The sequence below is a fragment of the Alkaliphilus hydrothermalis genome (genome assembly GCF_016908555.1).
Lineage (GTDB): Bacteria > Bacillota > Clostridia > Peptostreptococcales > Natronincolaceae > Alkaliphilus > Alkaliphilus hydrothermalis.
In genome coordinates this window covers 92,681-113,128 of sequence record NZ_JAFBEE010000001.1, presented here as the reverse complement: position 1 = coordinate 113,128, position 20,448 = coordinate 92,681, and the positions used below count along the sequence as shown (strand labels likewise).

22 protein-coding genes are annotated in these 20,448 nt (G+C 36.2%); all 22 read right to left on the bottom strand.

Going from position 1 to position 20,448, the window contains the following annotated elements; all coding sequences use genetic code 11:
• Positions 1 to 13 precede the first annotated feature (13 nt).
• The gene (mgtE, locus tag JOC73_RS00565) at positions 14 to 1,348 is read right to left on the bottom strand and encodes a magnesium transporter (RefSeq protein WP_204399893.1); all 1,335 of its coding nucleotides are present in this window, start codon (positions 1,346 to 1,348) and stop codon (positions 14 to 16) included.
• 334 nt (positions 1,349 to 1,682) lie between these two features.
• A complete protein-coding gene (locus JOC73_RS00560) occupies positions 1,683 to 2,456 on the bottom strand; it encodes a hypothetical protein (RefSeq protein ID WP_204399892.1) in 774 nt (257 codons plus the stop codon).
• Positions 2,457 to 2,474: 18 nt separating this feature from the next.
• Positions 2,475 to 3,203, bottom strand: a complete 729-nt coding sequence (locus tag JOC73_RS00555) for a hypothetical protein (protein WP_204399891.1) — start codon at positions 3,201 to 3,203, stop codon at positions 2,475 to 2,477.
• A gap of 45 nt (positions 3,204 to 3,248) precedes the next feature.
• Positions 3,249 to 3,590 carry a hypothetical protein gene (locus tag JOC73_RS00550; protein ID WP_204399890.1) on the bottom strand — a complete coding sequence of 114 codons (342 nt, stop codon included), beginning with the start codon at positions 3,588 to 3,590 and terminating at the stop codon, positions 3,249 to 3,251.
• A gap of 105 nt (positions 3,591 to 3,695) precedes the next feature.
• Entirely contained in the window at positions 3,696 to 4,079 is a 384-nt protein-coding gene (locus JOC73_RS00545) for a hypothetical protein (protein ID WP_204399889.1), read from the bottom strand.
• A gap of 25 nt (positions 4,080 to 4,104) precedes the next feature.
• Positions 4,105 to 5,253: a hypothetical protein gene (locus JOC73_RS00540; RefSeq protein WP_204399888.1), complete on the bottom strand. Its 1,149-nt coding sequence runs from the start codon at positions 5,251 to 5,253 to the stop codon at positions 4,105 to 4,107.
• A 13-nt stretch (positions 5,254 to 5,266) separates the two neighbouring features.
• Positions 5,267 to 6,232, bottom strand: coding sequence for a hypothetical protein (locus tag JOC73_RS00535; protein ID WP_204399887.1), 966 nt, complete (start codon positions 6,230 to 6,232; stop codon positions 5,267 to 5,269).
• Positions 6,229 to 7,881 carry an ATPase, T2SS/T4P/T4SS family gene (locus JOC73_RS00530; protein ID WP_204399886.1) on the bottom strand — a complete coding sequence of 551 codons (1,653 nt, stop codon included), beginning with the start codon at positions 7,879 to 7,881 and terminating at the stop codon, positions 6,229 to 6,231. The genes JOC73_RS00535 and JOC73_RS00530 overlap by 4 nt, the downstream gene beginning before the upstream one ends.
• Before the next feature lie 10 nt (positions 7,882 to 7,891).
• Positions 7,892 to 8,710 carry a P-loop NTPase family protein gene (locus tag JOC73_RS00525; protein WP_204399885.1) on the bottom strand — a complete coding sequence of 273 codons (819 nt, stop codon included), beginning with the start codon at positions 8,708 to 8,710 and terminating at the stop codon, positions 7,892 to 7,894.
• 26 nt (positions 8,711 to 8,736) lie between these two features.
• A complete protein-coding gene (locus JOC73_RS00520; RefSeq protein ID WP_204399884.1) occupies positions 8,737 to 9,594 on the bottom strand; it encodes a CpaB family protein in 858 nt (285 codons plus the stop codon).
• A 44-nt stretch (positions 9,595 to 9,638) separates the two neighbouring features.
• On the bottom strand, positions 9,639 to 11,384 hold the full coding sequence (locus JOC73_RS00515) for a protein kinase domain-containing protein (RefSeq protein ID WP_204399883.1): 1,746 nt from the start codon (positions 11,382 to 11,384) through the stop codon (positions 9,639 to 9,641).
• A 376-nt stretch (positions 11,385 to 11,760) separates the two neighbouring features.
• On the bottom strand, positions 11,761 to 12,051 hold the full coding sequence (gene rpmA / locus JOC73_RS00510; protein WP_204399882.1) for a 50S ribosomal protein L27: 291 nt from the start codon (positions 12,049 to 12,051) through the stop codon (positions 11,761 to 11,763).
• Positions 12,052 to 12,054: 3 nt separating this feature from the next.
• Positions 12,055 to 12,387 (bottom strand): ribosomal-processing cysteine protease Prp, encoded by a 333-nt coding sequence (locus JOC73_RS00505; RefSeq protein ID WP_204399881.1) that lies wholly within the window; start codon positions 12,385 to 12,387, stop codon positions 12,055 to 12,057.
• A 10-nt stretch (positions 12,388 to 12,397) separates the two neighbouring features.
• Positions 12,398 to 12,709 (bottom strand): 50S ribosomal protein L21, encoded by a 312-nt coding sequence (gene rplU, locus JOC73_RS00500; RefSeq protein ID WP_204399880.1) that lies wholly within the window; start codon positions 12,707 to 12,709, stop codon positions 12,398 to 12,400.
• Positions 12,710 to 12,835: 126 nt separating this feature from the next.
• Positions 12,836 to 14,326: an Rne/Rng family ribonuclease gene (locus JOC73_RS00495; RefSeq protein ID WP_204399879.1), complete on the bottom strand. Its 1,491-nt coding sequence runs from the start codon at positions 14,324 to 14,326 to the stop codon at positions 12,836 to 12,838.
• Between the two features lie 26 nt (positions 14,327 to 14,352).
• Complete coding sequence (locus JOC73_RS00490) at positions 14,353 to 15,081, bottom strand: TIGR03936 family radical SAM-associated protein (RefSeq protein WP_204399878.1); 729 nt, start codon at positions 15,079 to 15,081, stop codon at positions 14,353 to 14,355.
• Positions 15,081 to 16,922 (bottom strand): TIGR03960 family B12-binding radical SAM protein, encoded by a 1,842-nt coding sequence (locus JOC73_RS00485; RefSeq protein ID WP_204399877.1) that lies wholly within the window; start codon positions 16,920 to 16,922, stop codon positions 15,081 to 15,083. The genes JOC73_RS00490 and JOC73_RS00485 overlap by 1 nt, the downstream gene beginning before the upstream one ends.
• Before the next feature lie 171 nt (positions 16,923 to 17,093).
• On the bottom strand, positions 17,094 to 17,882 hold the full coding sequence (locus tag JOC73_RS00480; RefSeq protein WP_204399876.1) for a site-2 protease family protein: 789 nt from the start codon (positions 17,880 to 17,882) through the stop codon (positions 17,094 to 17,096).
• Positions 17,883 to 18,008: 126 nt separating this feature from the next.
• Entirely contained in the window at positions 18,009 to 18,713 is a 705-nt protein-coding gene (locus tag JOC73_RS00475; RefSeq protein WP_204399875.1) for a M23 family metallopeptidase, read from the bottom strand.
• A gap of 201 nt (positions 18,714 to 18,914) precedes the next feature.
• Complete coding sequence (locus JOC73_RS00470; RefSeq protein WP_204399874.1) at positions 18,915 to 19,322, bottom strand: methylglyoxal synthase; 408 nt, start codon at positions 19,320 to 19,322, stop codon at positions 18,915 to 18,917.
• 20 nt (positions 19,323 to 19,342) lie between these two features.
• A complete protein-coding gene (minE, locus tag JOC73_RS00465) occupies positions 19,343 to 19,627 on the bottom strand; it encodes a cell division topological specificity factor MinE (protein ID WP_334297432.1) in 285 nt (94 codons plus the stop codon).
• 21 nt (positions 19,628 to 19,648) lie between these two features.
• On the bottom strand, positions 19,649 to 20,446 hold the full coding sequence (minD, locus tag JOC73_RS00460) for a septum site-determining protein MinD (RefSeq protein WP_204399873.1): 798 nt from the start codon (positions 20,444 to 20,446) through the stop codon (positions 19,649 to 19,651).
• Positions 20,447 to 20,448 lie beyond the last annotated feature (2 nt).

The window sequence follows — 20,448 nt, the reverse complement described above, 5'->3', positions numbered from 1 at the left end:
AATTCAATACTATTTAAACCAAATAACCGATCAACACCGTAGCCAATCCTAAGAAAAAGAAAAATCCTAGAATATCCGTCACTGTCGTCACAAATACTGCCGAAGCTAGAGCAGGGTCAATTCTCAATTTCTTAAGGGTCACGGGTACAACAAATCCAGCAATTGTTGCTACTATAAGATTTAGAAACATTGCCAGTCCAATTACAAGCCCAAATACAGGTTTCCCTTCCCATAAATAACCGATCGTCGCCACAGCCAATCCTATGGCAATTCCGTTACTCAAGCCTACTCCAATTTCCTTTAGTAAGACCTTCTTGCTATTTTCATAATTAAATTCCCCTAAAGCGATTCCCCTTACGATTAACGTTAAAGTTTGGGTTCCAGCATTTCCTCCCATACCCGCAACGATAGGCATAAAGGTCGCTAGGGCCACCACCCTTGATATGGTGGATTCAAATAAACTAACGGTGGTGGCTGCTAAAATGGCAGTGAGGAGATTTACAAACAGCCAAGGTAATCTGCTTTTTACCGATTCACCGACCGTACCAGCTACCTTCTCCCCCTCCTGCAATCCCGCAAGACGGTATAAATCCTCTGTATGCTCGTTACTTAAAATCTCCATAATGTCATCTACTGTTACAATCCCCAGCATCTTATGATTATAATCCACTACAGGGACAGTGAGGAATCCATATTTTTCAAAGATACGTCCCACCTCTTCTTGATCCATATCAGAAGGAACACTGATCACTTTTTCATTCATAATCTCTGCAATTTTTTCATCAAAATTATTAACAACAATGTCCCTTAAGGAAACAACTCCCTTTAAACACTCTACTTCATCTAGGACATAAATATAATAAGCAGTCTCTGCATCGGGGGCTTCCATTTGCATATATTTCAGGGTTTCGCCCACAGACATGGTTTCCTTTATTGAAATAAACTCTGTTGCCATAATACCACCTGCTGTATCAGGTAGATAAGTAAGTAACTCTTTTACCTCATCTGCATCTTCCTTCTTCATCTTTACAATAATACTGTTTTTTTCCTCTTCATCAATACTTCCTAAAAGGTCCACCAGTTCATCAGAGGACATTTCATCTACAATTTCTTTTTGTTTTGCATCTGAAAACATCGTTAATAGTTCATATTTTTCTTCATCTTCAGCATAATCAATGATGGATGCAATGATGGCATCTGGTAGTTTATTCAAAAGTTCAAGACGATTACCTTCGTATTGATGTATTGCATCCAAGATATCTGCTGGATGAACGTCTTCAATATACTCTGCTATTTGTTCTTTGCTGTATTCCAACAAAAACTGGATTAATTCCATTTCATAGGGCATATTTTTTCACTCCTTACCTATGGCAGGAGCAAACCTTTACAGTTGTATAAAGGATTACAACTCCTGCATTTAATTTTTTTAAGCTATTGATCCTACTAACGGGACCAGAATCCATTTATACCACCCCCAATTTAAAAAGACTTTCTAGTGGGTACTAAAAAGTCTTAAAATATGTTCATTTAACAAAATTACATAAATCAAGCTCTAATATTATACAACTAAATGATTAAAAAATCTAGTTTTACTCTAATAATATATTAAGAGAAAACAAAGAAATAAGCAATCACTAATTTCTATTATATCAGTAATCACCTTTTTGTTCAAAATTTCAAACCTATACTTTAGACCTCAACGTATATCCTACCACATTATAATTCTTATACTCATACATTTGATTATTAATCTCTAGACCTGTATCCCCTCTGTAAATTACGAAAAAAGTTATCCCCTCAAGGACATTAAAATTCTGAAATCGTCGCCTATAGTCCCCCTCGACATTTTGGGAATTCTGTATCATAATCTCCAAGCCATCTTTAAATTCTGTCTTAGTTTCCATCGCCACCACTTGATTGATTCTATTGATAATCCTTTGATTTTTCTCTTCTTTACTAATACCAAATGACTGAAGAGAAGCATAAGTCATATTTCCGTAATCATCATAGTAATAGACTATATCATCACGAATATCTAAGTATACATTTAAACCCGTATCCTCCAAAAGAAAAAAATACGGGTGACTCCATTGATCATCTTCCTTCGCTAGATAAAAACGGTCATTAACCACCAGTATCTTTAAAACCAACCTTTGCTTTGTATCTTGAAACCCTCCATCAATATAATAGTTCCTATACAAAATATCATAAAACTCCCTAAGAAGATCTTCTTTATTAACTACAACCTCCTGTTGTCGTCCCCTATTATACCCCTGTGAAAATCCATTAGCATTTTCTGAATCCACCTCTATGGCCTTGATTAGTGCCTTTGCTGAAAGATTTAGACTTTGTTTTATTTCCCCCACCTGCTGTTGATTATTAGTTAGAAAAGCCATAGGTATAAATAAAAAGACTAAAAATATAATGATTAATATAACTGCCACCGACTGTCCCATACATACCCCATCCCTATCCTATTGCTGTATATAATTAATTAACCTGATTTCTCCATTGGGATAATAGCTGATGATCCTATTAAAAACACCATTGTCAAAAATATAATTAACCCCCGTAGTATGAAGCTCATCTGTGGAATCTCCATAATTTAGATTTGTGTAGGGTACATCTGGATGCCCGCTACTTCCATAATACTTACCATCTTCATTAAGCTTTGTTACCACAAACAATGCCACCCCATGATTGGATGCGTATTTCTGAATATCCACCATTACATCATATCCCTTTCGAATGTCCTTATATTCTTTTACCACCATCCCAGTTTTTAATGATTTAATCCGTTGCTCATAATCTCCACTACTTCCAAATCCCAATGCAGATGTTAGTAGCCTTGAAAAAATTGTAGCATGCTGGTCTTCAATATAGATACTTATTTTATCTCCTATTTGAAGAGGTTTATTTAAAATTTCATCAGGATGATAGTAGGTATCATATACCCCTTCCTTTACCCATTGTTCCAGTTTCAGCTGAATATAAAAGTCGCTATACTTGTTGACTTGCTCCCTTAATTCCCCATACAAATCCCCACTAAAATAGCCTTGTGTAGTGATAACTTCAACTATCTCATAATTTAAACGATTGATTTCCACCTTTATGTTCTCCTGTAGAAAATAGAAGGTGATCAAAAGAATTAAGAATGTAATCAAAGTAACGGAGATGATACCAGCAATTACTTTGCCAATCATTAAAACTCCCCCATTTATCTAATCCATAATTAAAGAATCATTATTTTAACGACCTAGATCTACTTGAGTAAACAGCACAGCCTGTAGTTCTCCATTGGCATTATATGTTTTATTCATTTCAAACAATGCACCATCCATGACTTGACTTAAGGTCATACTTGTACCACCTTTGTTTGTAATTGACACAGTAACCCCAGCGTGGGAGTAGTTTTTTACTGTAGTACCAGTAACAATATTTTGGTTTTGAAGCATTTGGGTCACCTTATGTTGTTCCATTGCAGCTAGATCACCCATATCTTTAGCTCCAGATACTTGCCCCAATATTGCGTAACCAATCAAACCTAATACCAATACTATCCCTACGATAGTCGCTATTGCCTTATCCATCCTTCAACACTCCCTTAGTAGTTTTAGCTTACATTCTGATTCTAATTATCAAAGCAGAGAAAATTACTTTAAGCAAACAATTTTAAGCCTTAGTTCTTTAATTTTTTAATTTGTTTTCGCAAATATTAGTTTTCTAAGCTTTTGACCCTCGTAAAATTCACTTTTTTCAAAGACCACATCATAGGGGATGTAGAATACATTCCTGTCATAGCTTTCAACATCATAAACATAACTCCCTCCATCTATTGATACCTCCACCAACACTTCCGAATTTTGACTATAGTAGCGTATCAATGAGATTACCTCCCCACCCGTCAGTTGTTCCTTTTGTAAGGGGAGAACACTACTCTTTTGTAATTTTTCCAGCTGTGTCGTTTTTTCTGCAGTTGCTTTTATCAACTCTAAATTATTCCTCCATAGTTGTATTCCCATCATTGTAAGCCCCAAGATTACTGTCGATAGGACGATGGATGCGATAATGTTCTTCATATGTTTCCCCTCCAAAGTTGAACCATTAAAACATCTGATTCATGTTATACGCCTGCAACCATGGTATCAGCATATACATGGTTAACAGTCCAATTAGTAAAAAACAGCCCACGATTCCCCAAGCGTTAATGATTTCAATTTGTCTTTTAACATTTCTAATCCTTTGTCTCTTTTCAATGTTAAACTCATTTTCAATATTGACAATTGCCTGATCAAAATCATAGTTATTAGCTTGGTCCAGTTTTTCAAAAAATAGCTTTACATCAATATCCTGCTCTTTATCTATGTATTTCCTATAAATATCGGAATTGCTAATTGTATTTTTCTTATTTTGGTTTTCAACCTCCTTCAAGAACTTCCTATAGTACTTTGATTTACCCATTAAAATAGTTAGTACCTCCAAGAAATTCACAGGCTTAATGCTACCATTTAGTATGATCAATCTCTTTAAAAAACGTAGTTCCTTCCTCACATCAGCCCTTATAAAATAGTTGTAGATTATTGAAAAAAGGTCTGGCAGGAAATAAAGGAGTATCAAAACAAAAATAGCATAGGGATAGTTAAAATTCCTCACCTGATAATAGTGGTATAGTCTGTAATACACCCTATTGGCGATGAACATAGGAGGAAGCTGAGCTTCCACAAGGGATTCCGAATTTTCCAAGACTAACCCCAATATTCTTCCTTGTATTTCCTCTTTAGGTAGATCAGTACTGTCCTTCTTGGAAATTAGTCCTATTGATTTCTTCAGATAGTGTAGTTCCGCCTCCAATGCCTTGACTTCATCTAGCACTTGAACACTCTGACTGAACAATTCATCCCCTTGCAGATCATACTTAGTATAAATCTCTTTGGTATAGATGGACACATTAGTAATATGAATACTAAATATCAGCAAAGATGCAATAAAAATTATTACATACTTAATTGCAAAGAACTCCCCCACTGTTAATTTTGAATAGGTCAATAAACCCTCATACAAAGAGTAGGCCCTTGATGCCTTAGAGGGTAGTAAATATTTTTCTGCTGCATAGACAACTTTTTGTAGTATTGATTTGGGGTATAATCTACCCAGTGGTTTTAACTTCAGCTTTCTCCTTCTACTCCAAAGTAATTGTAACAATAAAACAAAAGCTATCCCTAAAGGTATTAAAAACACAAATTGTGAAAGCATCACCTCTACCCCTTTAAGCTGTTCTTTCTAAAAAAAGTAATGAGACTATGTAAATCAGCATTGACGTTAATAATAAAATCTTAAAACTAACTCCTATTGGACTCGAATAGAAATCTAGAGAGGCTTCCCCCAGTGCCTTGTCATTAAAATTTTCCAACCAATTCACGCCTAATGGTAAAAATAAAGCTATTACAACATACATTCTACTGGTAAGGGCAAGATCTTTCTTGTTTTCGATATCAATTAAAATTTCTTCCGTCACAATTTCAAATTGTTGTTTTACGCTATCCCTTCCACCCTTATAGTAGGCCTGTTGGATTAGATTTAACAAGAGGGTAAAGTATTCATTATTATAGATTTTCTCCATTAAGCTAAAGGTTTCATCAATTTTGGAGGGATCATTTTTCCTAAGTACATTTCTTATACGAACCATTTCCCGACGAATGGTAGGGTTAACATCTATTAGAGATCGATCTATTGCCTTTAATATATCCCCCTCAGTAGTAAATCGGCTATTCAATATCTTATACGTATTTGGAAGTAGCTTTGTAAAGTGCATCCTTAACATTAGTTCTAAAGTGTACAAGACACACAATAAAAAAACCCCCCCCAACATCATATAAAATAGATATAGATACCATACAATCTGAACATTTGGAAGTACAATCGTAAAATTAATGATGATGACTAAAGCCAGTAGAATTAGTGCAATCACCGCTTTCTCTTGGTTGGTCTCATAAGAGTCATCATTTAATACACTAATCCTCAGTGCAATGGAATCTAAAAACTTCTCCAAAAGCCTAAAATTACATAATTTAGAATAAATTTGTCTATAGATTCTTACTGGATTCCTTCTTATCAAGTAGCGCCTTTTTCTGATGTGGGCATTCAGCTTCGTGATTCCTAGCGTCACCACTAGGGATATGGCTACTAAAATAAACAGTCCACCACTTAAGTTTTCCTGTAATAATTCCTTCATCTAATGTCACCTGCTTTACGTTGCTCCTGAAGAAAGTAAGCTTTAAAACCTTCTATTTCTTCATCTGATACATACTGTTGGATTTTATTAAAATACTGTTGAGAAGGCAAGTTAACAGGAATCCAACAATCCTTTCCTCTATCATATCGAAGGATTTCGTTATATTGATAGCACTTTGGATACAGGTATTTTAATAGGGCAAATTGTAATAGATTGAGGGTATTAGAGAGCTTTTCTTCTATTGTACCTGTTAAATCTGATTCTACAGATAAATCCTTCTGTGTATAACAAATTTCAACGATCCTATCTAGAACAATTCTTCCATTGGGGAGTTTTGCAAGATGTAAAACGAAATCGATCCCCCTTGCTATATCCTCCTCTGCTTTGTCACTCTGGTCATACATATCTGTCCCCATCAATAGATTTCTACAATTGGCTACAGCTTCAAAGGGAGAAATCAGATGAATTGTTCCTCCAACCCCAGAATTCAATCTCAAAGAAGCATTTAAAAGTTCGCTTATTTCTTCTGGCTTCGTAATTTCACCTACAAAGATTACATCCCTCGCCATTTTCAACATAACCTGAAATTCTTGTGCAATGGATCTTTTGGAGTTTTCTATTAATGTAATCACATTTTTATGGGGATATTTTTTCATCACTTGAAGCTCGTCCTGAGTATCTAATATCCCTATACCCCAATAATCGGGTACCTTTTCTATGGTGGCAGTTAAAAAAGTTGACTTTCCAACTCCCATATCACTACCAGAAACCAAGTAGGATCCCCTCCCCCTTTGATTTATATCTAGAAGATTAAATATAAGCTGATTGATGGTATTGTATGTATCCCTCATATCCTCTAAGGATATTTGCTTTATATTAAAAATTCTCTCGTTATAAATCAAATCTTCGTCTGTAGCAGTAGCATCATATCCTGCAACAGTGATTCTACTTGCATTATATTTAGATGCCACGACCGTTGGATTTTGCTGGTCATATTGCAACTTGGCATTTCTTGTTGTTTTCTTTTGAATATTGATTATTCTTTCTCGATTTCCAAAGGATAAAAATGATAGTTGAAGCTTTCTTCCTTTATAGACAATGTAGATATAATCTTTATTAAGTATACCGATTTCATTAATATTGTGATGTTGAAGGGTATCGATGATATCTTGACCGTCTTCCCTGGCATATACCATAGAAGCTAAAAGCTGTACCCTATTGCTAAAATCCCCAAAGGCAATAGCTATTCCATCCTTTTCTGCCTCGGCAATTCGACTGATTTGCTCCCCCGTCACTGCTATATCTAACTGATATTTATCAATTATTTCCGAGAGATCAAATACATAGAGTAACACTTCAAACAAGACGTGAGGAGGATTATTTGTCAGGCACTTAAAATCAATGATACTGTCTATCTCGTGGGAATGATAACCTAGAACCTCTATCATCATTTTTCCATATTGATGAATCACATAGCTTCTTGCGGCATAATCCCCTAGAACTGCCCTATCCTTCATTTCTCCAAAATATTCTATCTCTGTTTCCGCAACCTTCTTATCTATCTGAAAAAGCCCACTATAAATGTCCGTGTTATCATAGATCTTTTCGAGTTCCTTCGTTATCTTTTCTAACGCTTTCTCAAGCTTCACAAAATACCTCCTACAGATTGAAAAGATTGAAAACAAAACCTTTTTTCTTCACTTTTTCAATATTATTAGTCAAAACTAGATTCCCATGCTGTTTCAATGTTTCTCTGGCAAGTAGATCTAATTTTTTGTGGTATGGACTAGATTGATGCTCCCTTGCCATGCTAAAATTCAATAGTGTGCTGTCATTGCATTCATTTACTAAATCTACATCATAGGGAAGTATAAAAATAGGATTTTGTTTAAACCCCAACTCCTTTAACTCCTCTGAAATTTCCTTCAAACCATATCTAATTTTAATCGCATTTATCTCTGCTTGATATTGATTAATCACGAAGATAATTTTATCCTTTAGCTCCCCGTACAGCCTTTTATCCTTTATTAAGCGAATTTCACTTTTGTTTTGAGTCAATACTACGATTACTATACTTGACTTTTTCAGAAAAATATCCGTCAAGCTATTTTCACCTGCAATTGTGTCCACTAAAGCTATGGGGTAGTTACAGTTAGTGTATTCCTTCAGTTTTTCAATATCTTTTTCAATTAATTGCAAATACTGATTTGATGCCATTATATCTAGTCGAGGATTTATGGTCTTAGACCAACTATGGGGGTTCTGTCCTATCCCCATACCACTTTCAATATTAATCTTAAATTCATCTAGTCCCCTTGTCCATGAAGAATTACTTAAATAATCCACCACACCACAGCAATATTTGTTGCTATCTATTAGTAAAACCCTATCCTCCAGCAGACTCCCCATTCTGATGGCAAGATTAATCGAAACGACGGTTTGACCTAAGCCTTTCTTCGGAGCTGTAATTGCAATCATTTCTTAACACCCCATTATCTATTGTCCTACGGTCGATAATTCATTGTATTTCCTGTCCGTTCTTTGTTAATATCTTCGTCAAGTTCTTTTTCTTCTTCATTTTTAATTGTACTTTTTTGCATACTTCCAATCCCCTTTGTTGCTACATTATCTAATCTCAGTTGCTTTAACTGCTTTTGATAATCAAAAGTCGTCAATGAAGCAGTTTGATTTGTATCAAGATATAATCGCGTTTCAAGCTTCCCTAATTCTTGCGCCAATTGCAAATCTCGATATTGGGTTTCATCCACAGCTAAAACAACAGTGTATCCATGATCCTCCTGCCCTACGTTCCCTCCCTGTGGTTCATTGGACATGACTTTTCTAACCTTGGTTTTAGAAACGACAACATCGTAGTCACCATTACCGTAATTGATAATCATATCAATAATATTTCCCGACTTTACTTCATCTGCCACGATACTACTCACAGGAAATTCCTTCAATCTCTCCATTTCTCCATACCAATTCTCCTCTGTGTAAAACTGATCCAAGAGTAATTGCTGACCATAGTTTAGGGGATGCTTCGTAATCATTCCTTTAATTTGGTTAATATTTTCGATTCCACCCTCAACAATATATTTATCTGGAATCTCTACTAACGAGATAGTGGCATTTACCACTTCTTCTGTCATTTCAGTATATAGAGAGACCCCCTCTGGAGCAGTTACCACAGCCACCAATCTACTTGGCATGGCATTTACATCTAGCTCAGCCCTTATTCGAGCCTCGGTTATAGCTTTCATTTTTGGTATCTTAATATTATTAAAATAGAAAAAAATGAAAGCCAGTAAAAGACAAAAGGCAATTGCACCCATAAGAATCCTTTGATTTCTAATACCCATTCCGTCCCTCCTTCTTCTTATAAATAAAACATGTACTAGCTGCATTATTGATTAGTGGGAAAATAGTATTGACCTAAAGCATCTATATCTTCCTTTATTTTTGTACTGTAAACTACGGGGGGCTCCCTCTCCTCCAACGCCTTTAGGACAGCTGAATAATCCTCCCTAACGTAAAATATTTCATTAATCTTTAGATCAAACACGCCCTCCTCTGCAACATCAATTCCCTTAAAGTAGCCTTTAATATTTCTTCCTTTGAGATATCCTGAATCTGTATAGCGATTGATTACTAAGTCAGTATTCTTTAACCAATCACGATTGCTATACAACTGTAGAGGTAGTCTGTTTAACACGTTAACCCTTTGATCCACCACCAACAGCTTGTGATCAACCAACGAGAGGATTTCCCTATAGGCGGGACTTTCTAACCCCCTACCCAAATCCACAATCACTACTTGAGCATCAACTTTACTTCGAAGGATTATTTCTTTAATGATTTCAGGACCGAGGTTTACTTTAACATCCCTATGCTCAGAGTACATTGATAAATAATGATTTATTTTTTGTGGTACTGGTATTTTTCCTCCCCCTTGATTCCCTAAACAATTAGCAAAGTCTAAATTGAAATAATAATAGATATCTTTGTTGATAAAGTCCGTATCTATCAAGATGGTCTTAATTCCTTTTTCAGCGTAGTTCCATGCTAACCCAGCTGAAATTGTTGTCTTACCTGTGGATTCTGGACTCATTACAGCAATAAGTTTTTTATAGTCAGAGGGGGTTTGATATGTTGGCTTTGAAAAGATACTGATTATTGAAGGTTTTCCTTTATCTAATCGATTCAAATCTTCCCTTAGTTCTTTTGCCGTTTGGTATCTCAGATGAAGATCCTGCTTCAAGCATTTGTCCAAAAGCTGTAGCAGTTCTTTTGATACCTTCCCCTTCAGCCCTTTAGTCCCTATCTTACTTAAGTCTTCTTGTCCCTGTAGCAGGTGGCATATCATGAACCCAAGACTATAGATATCTGACCTAATATCCAAATATCCCTTTAATTGCTCTGGGGCTGCGAACTTTACTGTAATCCCCAATGGTGAAGTAAAGTAATCCTCTTCATTTTTATCCCTTAGCTCCATTGAAACACTGAAGTCAACCAATACTGCCCCACCATCACGGGTAATCATCACATTTGAGGGTTTCATATCACCATAAATAATAGGATAAGGTTCCATACTATGGAGATAAACTAGAACATCAGTTAAATGTCTAAGCCATTTTAGCACTACCTCTTCCTTAAAGGGACCTTCTTCCTTATGTTTTTTATCAAGAGACTTTCCCTCTATGTAACTTTCTACAATATATGTTCCCTTGTCATCTCTAAAAATGTCTACAATCTGTGGTAAATGAATATGATGTAATTTTTTTAAGATGTCTTCTTCTGCAAATCTTAAACGAGTTTTATGTAGATTATGGTTGGGTATAAACTTTATTGCCCAAAGGTTCCCTAATTTAATATTCCTACATAAATAAACCCTTCCCATTCCTCCTTCTCCAAGAACCCCTTCAACCCTATATAAACCATTCAAAGTCTTTCCTTTTAGGTCAAACTCCTGCTTATGCTTCACCATTAACTCCGTCTGTAACACTTCACTTATTAGCTCTGTAGAGGTAGCTTCATCAAAGTATTCTTCTATACATTCATTGGCCTTTTCTTCTTTACTTTTTTTATCCACAATTAGTAACAAGCTCAATGATATTGCAATACCTATCAAAACGATGATAACAATTATCATTTCAACCTCCCCCGAAGTTAAGCCTTATGTTTTGTTTAAAGTAACTAAACTATTCAAATTATGTAATGTAGTATATCAGTTTTTGGAGAATTGTGCAATATCATGTCGTTAAATTACAATTGTAACGATTTGTACAAATATTATCAATTCTCTATTTTGATACTATTGCCCGTATTATTCTACAGAATATTTTTTTAAAATATTTTGATTATTTACAAAAGATACATTATGCTCGTGTTATACTTAGGGACGGGCTGGCATTCACTTTATGTTGCGGTCTGCTATTTTGCTGGACCTAGCAATTAACGGCTTGCTGGGCCCTCTAATATAAAAAAACCACCAATTTTCATTGGCGGTTTTCTTTATATTAGAGGGCTTATTGAGCTTCTCTAGCGTAAACGCTTACTTGCTTTCTGTTCTTATCTTTTCTTTCAAACTTAACCACTCCGTCTACCATAGCGAATAGAGTATCATCAGAACCCTTTCCTACGTTAGCTCCTGGATGGATTTTAGTTCCTCTTTGTCTTACTAATATATTTCCAGCACTAACAAATTGACCATCAGCTCTCTTAACGCCTAATCTCTTTGCAATACTGTCACGACCGTTTTTAGAACTACCTACCCCTTTTTTACTGGCAAATAGTTGAAGATCCATTACGAATAACATGACTTACACCTCCTTGTCATGAAGCTCTATATATTCTGCATATCCTGTTGCAAGATTTTTAAATCCTATAACCATTGTCTCCAAGAGAAGATTTACCTTTTGGCGTTCTTCTTTTGTTAGACCCTCGGGAACGCTACTCACTAGGAACCCGCTATTGATTTCATAGGGAACTTTAACTCCTGCAACCTCATGTAATCCTAAAACTATTGTTTGGCTTAGTACCGACACAGCAGCACAAACAATATCTTGTCCGTGTTCTGCTGATTCAGCATGACCAGAAATTTCAAAGCTCGAGATTTCCTTTTGTTCATTTCTACGTATATCAATGGATATCATAGTCTATGTCCTAAGCATTGATTTTTTCGATTACTAACTTAGTGAATGGTTGTCTATGACCTTGCTTCTTTCTGTAATCCTTTTTTCTCTTGAACTTGAAAACGATCACTTTCTTAGCTTTACCTTGAGCAAGAACCTTAGCTTCAACCTTAGCACCTTCAACTGTTGGGGCACCTAAAGTAAGGTTACCATCCTTAGAAACTGCTAATACATTGTCAATAGTAATAACATCACCTTCAGCTACTTCTAGCTTTTCAACGAAAAGTGTGTCTCCTTCTTGAACTCTGTATTGTTTACCACCTGTTTCAATAATTGCGTACATATATACACCTCCTCAACCCAGTCTCGCCGAATGCTAGGTAACTTTACGTTTTTAAAACCCGATTCGCGCGGCTACTTACAATATAAAATATTATCATAATCACCAATCCTTGTCAACCCTTTAGAATTACTTTTCTTGCAGAAGTTTTTCAATCATTTCAATGTTTCCCATATTTTTTCGATTTAACTCCCCGTAGGGTAACTTTTCATCAAAAGCAAAGAATACCTTAATGTCTGTAATCCGCTCCATTTCCTCCAATATCTCCCTTTGAGTATCAATGACTTCTAAAGTGGTAGGACTCACCTCAAAAAGCACCGCTGTACATGTGGTGTGTTCCTTCATCCGCTTCAGATGCTTTTCAAGTTTATGTAAAAGGGTATATTCAGAAGCAACTTTTCCTGTACCTTCACAATTTTCACATTTTCTTTGCAACAGAAAATCTAGTCTTTGTCGTACTTTTTTCCTTGTGATCTCAACTAAGCCTAAGTTAGTCATCCCTAGGATTTTAGTTTTAGTTCGATCTTTTGACAGGGCCTTTTCCAAGACATTAATGACCTCTTCATCATATTTTTCATTGGTCATGTCAATAAAGTCTACAATAATAATCCCACCGATATCCCTCAACCTTAATTGTTTAGCAATCTCGGTGGCTGCTTCTAGATTAGTCTTAAAAACCGTGTCATCAAGATCGGTACTACCAACGTATTTACCTGTATTGACATCCACCACCGTCAATGCTTCAGTGGTATCTATTACAATATACCCTCCACTTTTCAACCACAGCTTTCTTGATAGTCCCTTATTTATCTGGGAGTCAATCTTGTAGGTTTCAAAAACATCATCCTCTTCAAATACTAAACGATCGCTTAGGTGGGGGGAAATTAAATCTACTAAATCCTTTGCACTTTGATATTCTTCCCGATCATTAATGATGAATTGGTCAATATCCTTATTAAATATATCCCTTAAAGTACGATTAATCAGGTCAAAATCTTTATAGATAACCCTTGGTGCAAACCCTAATTTCTTATCACGCTCTATTTTCTGCCATAGCTTTAGAAGGAATTTAATATCATCTTTAAAATCCTCCTTTGTCTTTCCAGCAGCAACAGTCCTTACGATAATCCCCATCTTTCCGGGCTTTAGCTCTTCAATCTCACGTTTTAGTCGTTCCCGTTCCTCTTCATTACCAATTCGACGAGAGATACCCACATAGTCTGTGTTGGGCATTAGCACCATGTATCTCCCGGGCAGAGTAAGGTGAGTAGTTACTCTAGCTCCCTTCGTTCCAATTGGCTCCTTAATAACTTGGACAATCAGTTCTTGGCCAGGCTTAAGGATATCCTTAATAGAGGGGGCTTTTGCCCCTTCCCCATCTTCATTTAGAAGCTCTTCTGGTATTGCGTCCTTAACGTATAAAAAACTGTTTTTTTCAAGGCCTATATCCACAAAAGCCGCCTGCATTCCTGGTAGAACGTTGGTTACTCTCCCCTTGTAGATATTTCCAACTATTCTTTTTTGGTTTTTACGCTCCACATATAACTCAACTAGTTCTTGATTCTCCAATAACGCCAATCTTGTCTCTACTAACCCTACATCAACAACTATTTGATTCATAAATCCAACTCCCAACTTATTTAATGCTATCCTTCTATTAAAGTAACATATTGCCCGTCTTTCTCCTTTAATAGTTCTAGTCTATTAATCCTTACTGTATCTAATATTATTGGTAAATCCGTCTCTTCTGCTAATTTCCTTACTAAAACCTCTGGCTTCAGATTACCTGAACTTCCTGTGGTTAAATTCATTTTCAATATCAACTCTTGTCCATTCATAGAAAATAATGAAAGATCATGGATTAATGGGCGAATATTCGTTTCTTGCACTTTGTTTTTATCTCTTCTAAATCCTTTGCCCTTTTTCTTCTTTTTCTCCTTCACCTCAATGATTTCCTCTAGCGTTAAGAAATGATTAATCTTTTCTTTAATAGCTTCCTCGTCAAAGGTTTTTTCTAAATTTATCTTTACTAGATAAATGGATCTTCTAAGAATAGCCATCAACGAATCCTCAGAAGAATCAATATATTGACTCATTAATATTTTTAGCCCTCCAGGCATCACGGCGTTCAATCTACTGATAAATTCATCTGTTTCGATTTTTTCATCCACTTGAATATCAATATATTCAGCTTCACTTTCAACTCCTACACCTAATGCAGTAGCAAAAGCCATGATAGGGTGTGGGTTAAAGCCTTGAGTATAAGAAATAGGTATTTTACCCCGCCTCATAGCCCTTTCAAATAACCTTACAACGTCTAGGTGAGAGATGAATATTAAGTCTCCTTTTTTACTAAATCGAGAACGTAATTTCATTAGCATATCCCTCCTACAAAACCAGTGTTGATTCCACAGCCAGAACAATTAGTTCTACAATCTTGGGTTAAAACGCCTGCTTTGGCCTTTTCATTTTCCTTCATAAGGAATTTCTTAGTCACACCCACATCAATGTGGTCCCAAGGTAAAACCTCCTCGTATTCCCGCTGTCTATTGGCATAAAAGGAAGGATCTACACCTGCTTGTCCAAATACATCCATCCACCTTTGGAAATCAAAATGTTCATGCCAACCATCAAATTTACATCCCGCCTTTAAGGCCTCAGCTAAAACCTTTGATAACCTCCTGTCTCCACGGGCAAAAACACCCTCTAGGAAGCTGGTTTTTGCATCGTGATAATTGAAGGTGACATTTCTTCGCTTTAGTTTTTCTACTAGATGTCTTTGTTTGCTATATATTTCCTCTAAAGAATCCTGTGGATGCCACTGGAAGGGGGTAAACGGTTTTGGTACAAAGGTTGAAGCGCTGGCTGTGACATTCAATCCTTTGCCACGTTGTCCTTTTTCTACTGTTTCATAGTAGATATCCGCCACCATAAAGGCTAAATCTCGAATACCATCTAGATCATCATAGGTCTCAGTAGGTAGTCCAATCATGAAATAAAGCTTCACACTATTCCAACCTAACGAAAAGGCTTTTTCGACTGCATTTCTTAAATCTTCTTCTGTTAAACCTTTGTTGATTACATCCCTTAATCGTTGAGTTCCAGCCTCGGGAGCAAAGGTCAGTCCTGTTTTTCTAACTTTTTGAATCTCTTGAATCAATTCAAAGGTAAAGTTATCTAATCGTAGGGATGGTAAAGAAACCCCCACCTTGTCCTTTTCGTATTCGTCTATTAAATGTCTTACGATTGAATCTAAATTTGAATAATCACTGGTACTTAGAGAGGCCAATGATATTTCTTCATAACCTGTACTGGCTAATAATTTCTCCGTAAGATTCTTTAAGCGCTCAACACCCTTTTCCCTCACAGGTCTATAGATCATTCCTGCCTGACAGAAACGACACCCCCTAGCGCAGCCTCTAAATACCTCCAGCATCACACGATCATGGACGATATTTAAGTATGGTACCAATATTTCCTCTGGGTAGAATACTTCATCCAAGTTTTGAATAATTCTTTTCTTTAACTTTTTAGGGGCGTGTTGGTTATTTGGAGTAATGGCCTCAATTGTCCCGTCCTCTAGGTAAGTAACATCATAAAAGGCAGGTACATAGACCCCTTGAATCGATGCGATTTTTTCCAAGAAGCTACGTCTGCTATAGGTATTAGCCTTCATTTCTTTGTAGGCTTTTACAATCTCAACCATCACTTCCTCTGCTTCTCCAAGGACAACAATATCACAGAAATCTGCAATCGGCTCAGGATTGTAGGCACAGGGTCCCCCAACAATCACAAAGGGATCATCTTCACCCCTCTCTTTAGAAAATAAAGGAGTTCCTGCTAAGTCTAGCATATTTAGTATATTGGTATAGCTTAACTCATATTGAAGGGTAAAACCAACAAAATCAAAATGTCGAATGGACTCTCTACTTTCAAGACCAAACAAAGGAAGGTTATTTTCCCTCATGATCTTTTCCATATCTATAGCTGGAGCAAATACCCGCTCACAGAAAACATTTTCTTCTTTGTTTAAGAGATGATACAGAATTTGCATTCCTAAGTGACTCATACCAATCTCATATATATCTGGAAAACAGAAGGCAAATCGAACTGTGGTTTCATCTATACTCTTATGTACGCTATTCAATTCATTCCCCAGATATCTAGCTGGCTTTTCAACCTTATATAAAAGGTCGTGTATATCTAACTTACTCATCAATGTTCCTCCAATCAACTTCTGCTTTTGTATAACATTCTTCTTATTGTATATGATAACATATTTACCCCTATTCTATGAGTAAAATATCGCTTTTTCAATCATATACAAAACTATTTCAAATTGCAATAACTTATTGATAACTTATTGATAACTTATTCCATAAAGCCTTTAAAAAGTTTCTATTTCTGTTGCTTTACTCCGCAACAACTCTCCTATGGGCCTGCCATTCCCATAGTTTCCAACAGCATCGAGAATCTGCCCCTCAGTCAGAGTCCCCAGTATTTCTCCCTTTCCACTAATCACAGTAACAAAATGATATCTACCAGTAGAGAACTCTTGAAAAACTCGATTTAAATCCACCGTTTCCATTACAGTTAGATATTTAGCATTCATTACCCCTTTATTTTGAAGGGTTCTTTTTTTCCGCAAAACATCCTTAATAAATAAAAAGAATACCAGCTTTCTTTCTCGATGAGCATTGAAATACAAAAAACCCGCCAGTATAATCAAGTAGATATTGTCATGGGATTGCCTTGTATAATAAATACCTACTAATAACATCACAATCGATAGGAGTTTTCCAATAAAAACAGTAATGCTAGTGGCCTTTTTCATTCCCCAAATATAACTTAAAAACGCCCTAAAAATCCGCCCTCCATCCAAAGGTATTATGGGCACTAGGTTAAAGATAAAGATCATGAAATTGGCAGTTAGAAATATATTCAATAGATCCTCTTTGATGGGGAGGTAAAGCCCTAAGAAATATCCCGAAACAAGCAAAATAAAATTTGATAAAGGACCAGCAATTGAGATCGCCATTTCCTTGAAGGGATCCAACCCCAGTCCATCTTCTATTTTAACCACTCCACCAAAGGGAAAAAGCTCTATTTCCGTTAAATTAACACCATAGTATTCCCCAACCTTGTAATGGGCAATTTCATGGATCAAAACCACCATAAGGGTAATCAAAAACTCCTTATAATAATTAAGGTACAGGCTATAAACTAAGACAGGTATCAATAATAGGTTTATTTTAATTTTAATTCCCAATATGCTAAATTTTATCATGTCTATTTACCAACTTTACAAGCTTATTTCTTCAAAATCTAAGAATTGTAGTGGATCAATTGCTTCCTTCCGTTGCCATACTTCAAACAATAACCTTTCGGAAGATATACCGATTACCTCTCCCTTGACGACTTTCCCATTGACCTCTACTTTACTTTCCTGTAGGTGTTTATAAACGGAGATATATTCACCCCTATGTTTAATAACGATATAATGCCCTAGCCCTTGATTGGCATTTGCCTCTATAACAACACCATCATCTGCAGCTACAACTTCATTTCCTGCCATTCCTTCAATAATGATCCCTTCTAATGGCACACTATTGGTGGAGTTCACTTCATTAAAATTTGCCACTATATTGCCCTCCATAGGCATCACAAAGCTCCTTTGATTTGTCTGACCAAAGTTAATGGCAGCAAGGGTAGCCTCCCCCTTGGTGACGAGATTTTTCCCCCACTCTACTGCCATAAAATAATTAGATTTAAAATCAAACTCTTGAGTGAGCCTATAGGAGATTTCTTCAGTTATTATATTGGTCGTATTGGTGTCGATGTTTTTCATTGAAAAAATGGCAAAAAATAAAATTAAACATATGATGGTTTGAAGAAGCACCTTTTTTAAGATTGATTTTGGATCTATTGAATTGGACTTCTTGTTATTTTTCGTAGTTAAATTTGTAAAAAAACCAAATGATTGCTGATTTCTCACGGACTTATTCATTTTATTTCTCCTTTCCCTTAGTTGAATTAGTATAATATATTGCTAAGGAAAGGGATTTATTATAAAAATATTGAAATAAACGGCTTTTCCATATGAAAAAGTGCAAAAACCAGTGCCCCTAACATATTTTAATAATACGCTGTGGTCACTGGCTTTACTCGTTTCTTGTGTTTAAGTTTCTCTAATGAACTTCCTTTCTAACTATTCATTATTCTCTTTAACAAAATTACGCCATTCAAGATCTCCCCGCTCTAATGCTTTTAATAAGATCTCCCCTGTAGCAATATTCGTAGCGACGGGTATCATGTAAACATCACATAATCTTATCAAGGCTTGTATGTCTGGCTCGTGGGGTTGAGCTGTCATGGGGTCCCTTAAGAAAATCACCATATCCATATGGTTGTTGGCTATGGCAGAGCCAATCTGTTGATCCCCTCCTAGGGGGCCAGATTTGAAACAGTGAATTTCTAAGGAAGTCGCCTCCATAATCCTTTTCCCTGTAGTACCAGTAGCAAATAAGTTATGTTTTTTTAATATATTTTCATAAGCAATTGCAAAATTAACCAAAGTCTCTTTCTTCTTATCATGGGCGATTAGTGCTAAATTCATATGTACCCTCCTGTGTTGATTTAACGAGTACGATCCTTCATCTTCTTAATAGGGATATTGGCAACTAGGGCAGGAACACTACCTTCGTCTACGTCTCGTTTAGTTTTGGTGATTTTAATATCTAGACCATCTTCATCTATTTCCATATAGTCTGATATGACCTTTATAATATCCCCCTTTACCATCTCAAGAAAGTCAGGAGAGCAGTTGGTTCTATCGTGTACTAAAACCAGCTTTAGTCTCTCTTTTGCAACGTTTTTGCTAGGTCCACTTTCTTTTGAAAACATCTTTAAAAAATCCACAATATCTCCTCCTTCTACCCTGATTTACTTACCGAAACCAAAGATTTTTCTTAACTTAGTCACGAATCCAGAATCAGTCTCCATGTTAAGGAAAGGAACTTCTTCTCCGGTGATTCTCTTTGTAATGTTTCGGTAGGCTTGACCAGCTAAAGAGTTGATATCTGTTACAACTGGCTCACCTTTATTTGTAGATATTACGATTGACTCATCATCTGGCACAACCCCCAACAGGTCAATTGCTAGAATATCAATCATATCTTCAATATTCATCATATCGCCCTTTTTAACCATTTCAATTCTTATACGATTGATGATCAATAGTGGGTCCCTCAGTTCTGCTGCTTCCAACAAACCAATAATTCTATCAGCATCCCTTACAGCAGATATTTCTGGCGTAGTAACCACCACTGCTCTATCTGCACCTGCAATGGCATTTTTAAAGCCCTGCTCGATTCCCGCTGGACAATCGATTAATACAAAGTCAAACATTTCTCTTAATTCCCCTGTAAGATGTTGCATTTGTTCAGGTGACACTGCATTCTTATCTCTAGTTTGCGCCGCAGGCAATAAATATAATCCGTCGTATCTCTTGTCTTTTATAAGGGCCTGCTTTAATCTACAAACACCCTCTACAACGTCAACTATATCATAGACTATCCGATTCTCTAATCCCATAACTACGTCTAAATTTCTAAGTCCAATATCGGCATCCACCACAACAACCTTATAACCTAATTGAGCCAGTCCAGTCCCTAAATTTGCTGTTGTTGTTGTTTTACCTACTCCACCCTTACCAGATGTAATTACAATAACTTCTGCCATTA

Coding starts and splice junctions, on each gene's coding strand:
- mgtE (WP_204399893.1), bottom strand. CDS start 1,348: ATGCCCTATGAAATGGAATTAATCCAGTTTTTGTTGGAATACAGCAAA.
- JOC73_RS00560 (WP_204399892.1), bottom strand. CDS start 2,456: ATGGGACAGTCGGTGGCAGTTATATTAATCATTATATTTTTAGTCTTT.
- JOC73_RS00555 (WP_204399891.1), bottom strand. CDS start 3,203: ATGATTGGCAAAGTAATTGCTGGTATCATCTCCGTTACTTTGATTACA.
- JOC73_RS00550 (WP_204399890.1), bottom strand. CDS start 3,590: ATGGATAAGGCAATAGCGACTATCGTAGGGATAGTATTGGTATTAGGT.
- JOC73_RS00545 (WP_204399889.1), bottom strand. CDS start 4,079: ATGAAGAACATTATCGCATCCATCGTCCTATCGACAGTAATCTTGGGG.
- JOC73_RS00540 (WP_204399888.1), bottom strand. CDS start 5,253: ATGCTTTCACAATTTGTGTTTTTAATACCTTTAGGGATAGCTTTTGTT.
- JOC73_RS00535 (WP_204399887.1), bottom strand. CDS start 6,232: ATGAAGGAATTATTACAGGAAAACTTAAGTGGTGGACTGTTTATTTTA.
- JOC73_RS00525 (WP_204399885.1), bottom strand. CDS start 8,710: ATGATTGCAATTACAGCTCCGAAGAAAGGCTTAGGTCAAACCGTCGTT.
- JOC73_RS00520 (WP_204399884.1), bottom strand. CDS start 9,594: ATGGGTATTAGAAATCAAAGGATTCTTATGGGTGCAATTGCCTTTTGT.
- JOC73_RS00515 (WP_204399883.1), bottom strand. CDS start 11,384: ATGATAATTGTTATCATCGTTTTGATAGGTATTGCAATATCATTGAGC.
- rpmA (WP_204399882.1), bottom strand. CDS start 12,051: ATGTTATTCGTAATGGATCTTCAACTATTTGCCAGTAAAAAAGGGGTA.
- JOC73_RS00505 (WP_204399881.1), bottom strand. CDS start 12,387: ATGATATCCATTGATATACGTAGAAATGAACAAAAGGAAATCTCGAGC.
- rplU (WP_204399880.1), bottom strand. CDS start 12,709: ATGTACGCAATTATTGAAACAGGTGGTAAACAATACAGAGTTCAAGAA.
- JOC73_RS00495 (WP_204399879.1), bottom strand. CDS start 14,326: ATGAATCAAATAGTTGTTGATGTAGGGTTAGTAGAGACAAGATTGGCG.
- JOC73_RS00490 (WP_204399878.1), bottom strand. CDS start 15,081: ATGAAATTACGTTCTCGATTTAGTAAAAAAGGAGACTTAATATTCATC.
- JOC73_RS00485 (WP_204399877.1), bottom strand. CDS start 16,922: ATGAGTAAGTTAGATATACACGACCTTTTATATAAGGTTGAAAAGCCA.
- JOC73_RS00480 (WP_204399876.1), bottom strand. CDS start 17,882: ATGGTGGTTTTGATCCATGAAATTGCCCATTACAAGGTTGGGGAATAC.
- JOC73_RS00475 (WP_204399875.1), bottom strand. CDS start 18,713: ATGAATAAGTCCGTGAGAAATCAGCAATCATTTGGTTTTTTTACAAAT.
- JOC73_RS00470 (WP_204399874.1), bottom strand. CDS start 19,322: ATGAATTTAGCACTAATCGCCCATGATAAGAAGAAAGAGACTTTGGTT.
- minD (WP_204399873.1), bottom strand. CDS start 20,446: ATGGCAGAAGTTATTGTAATTACATCTGGTAAGGGTGGAGTAGGTAAA.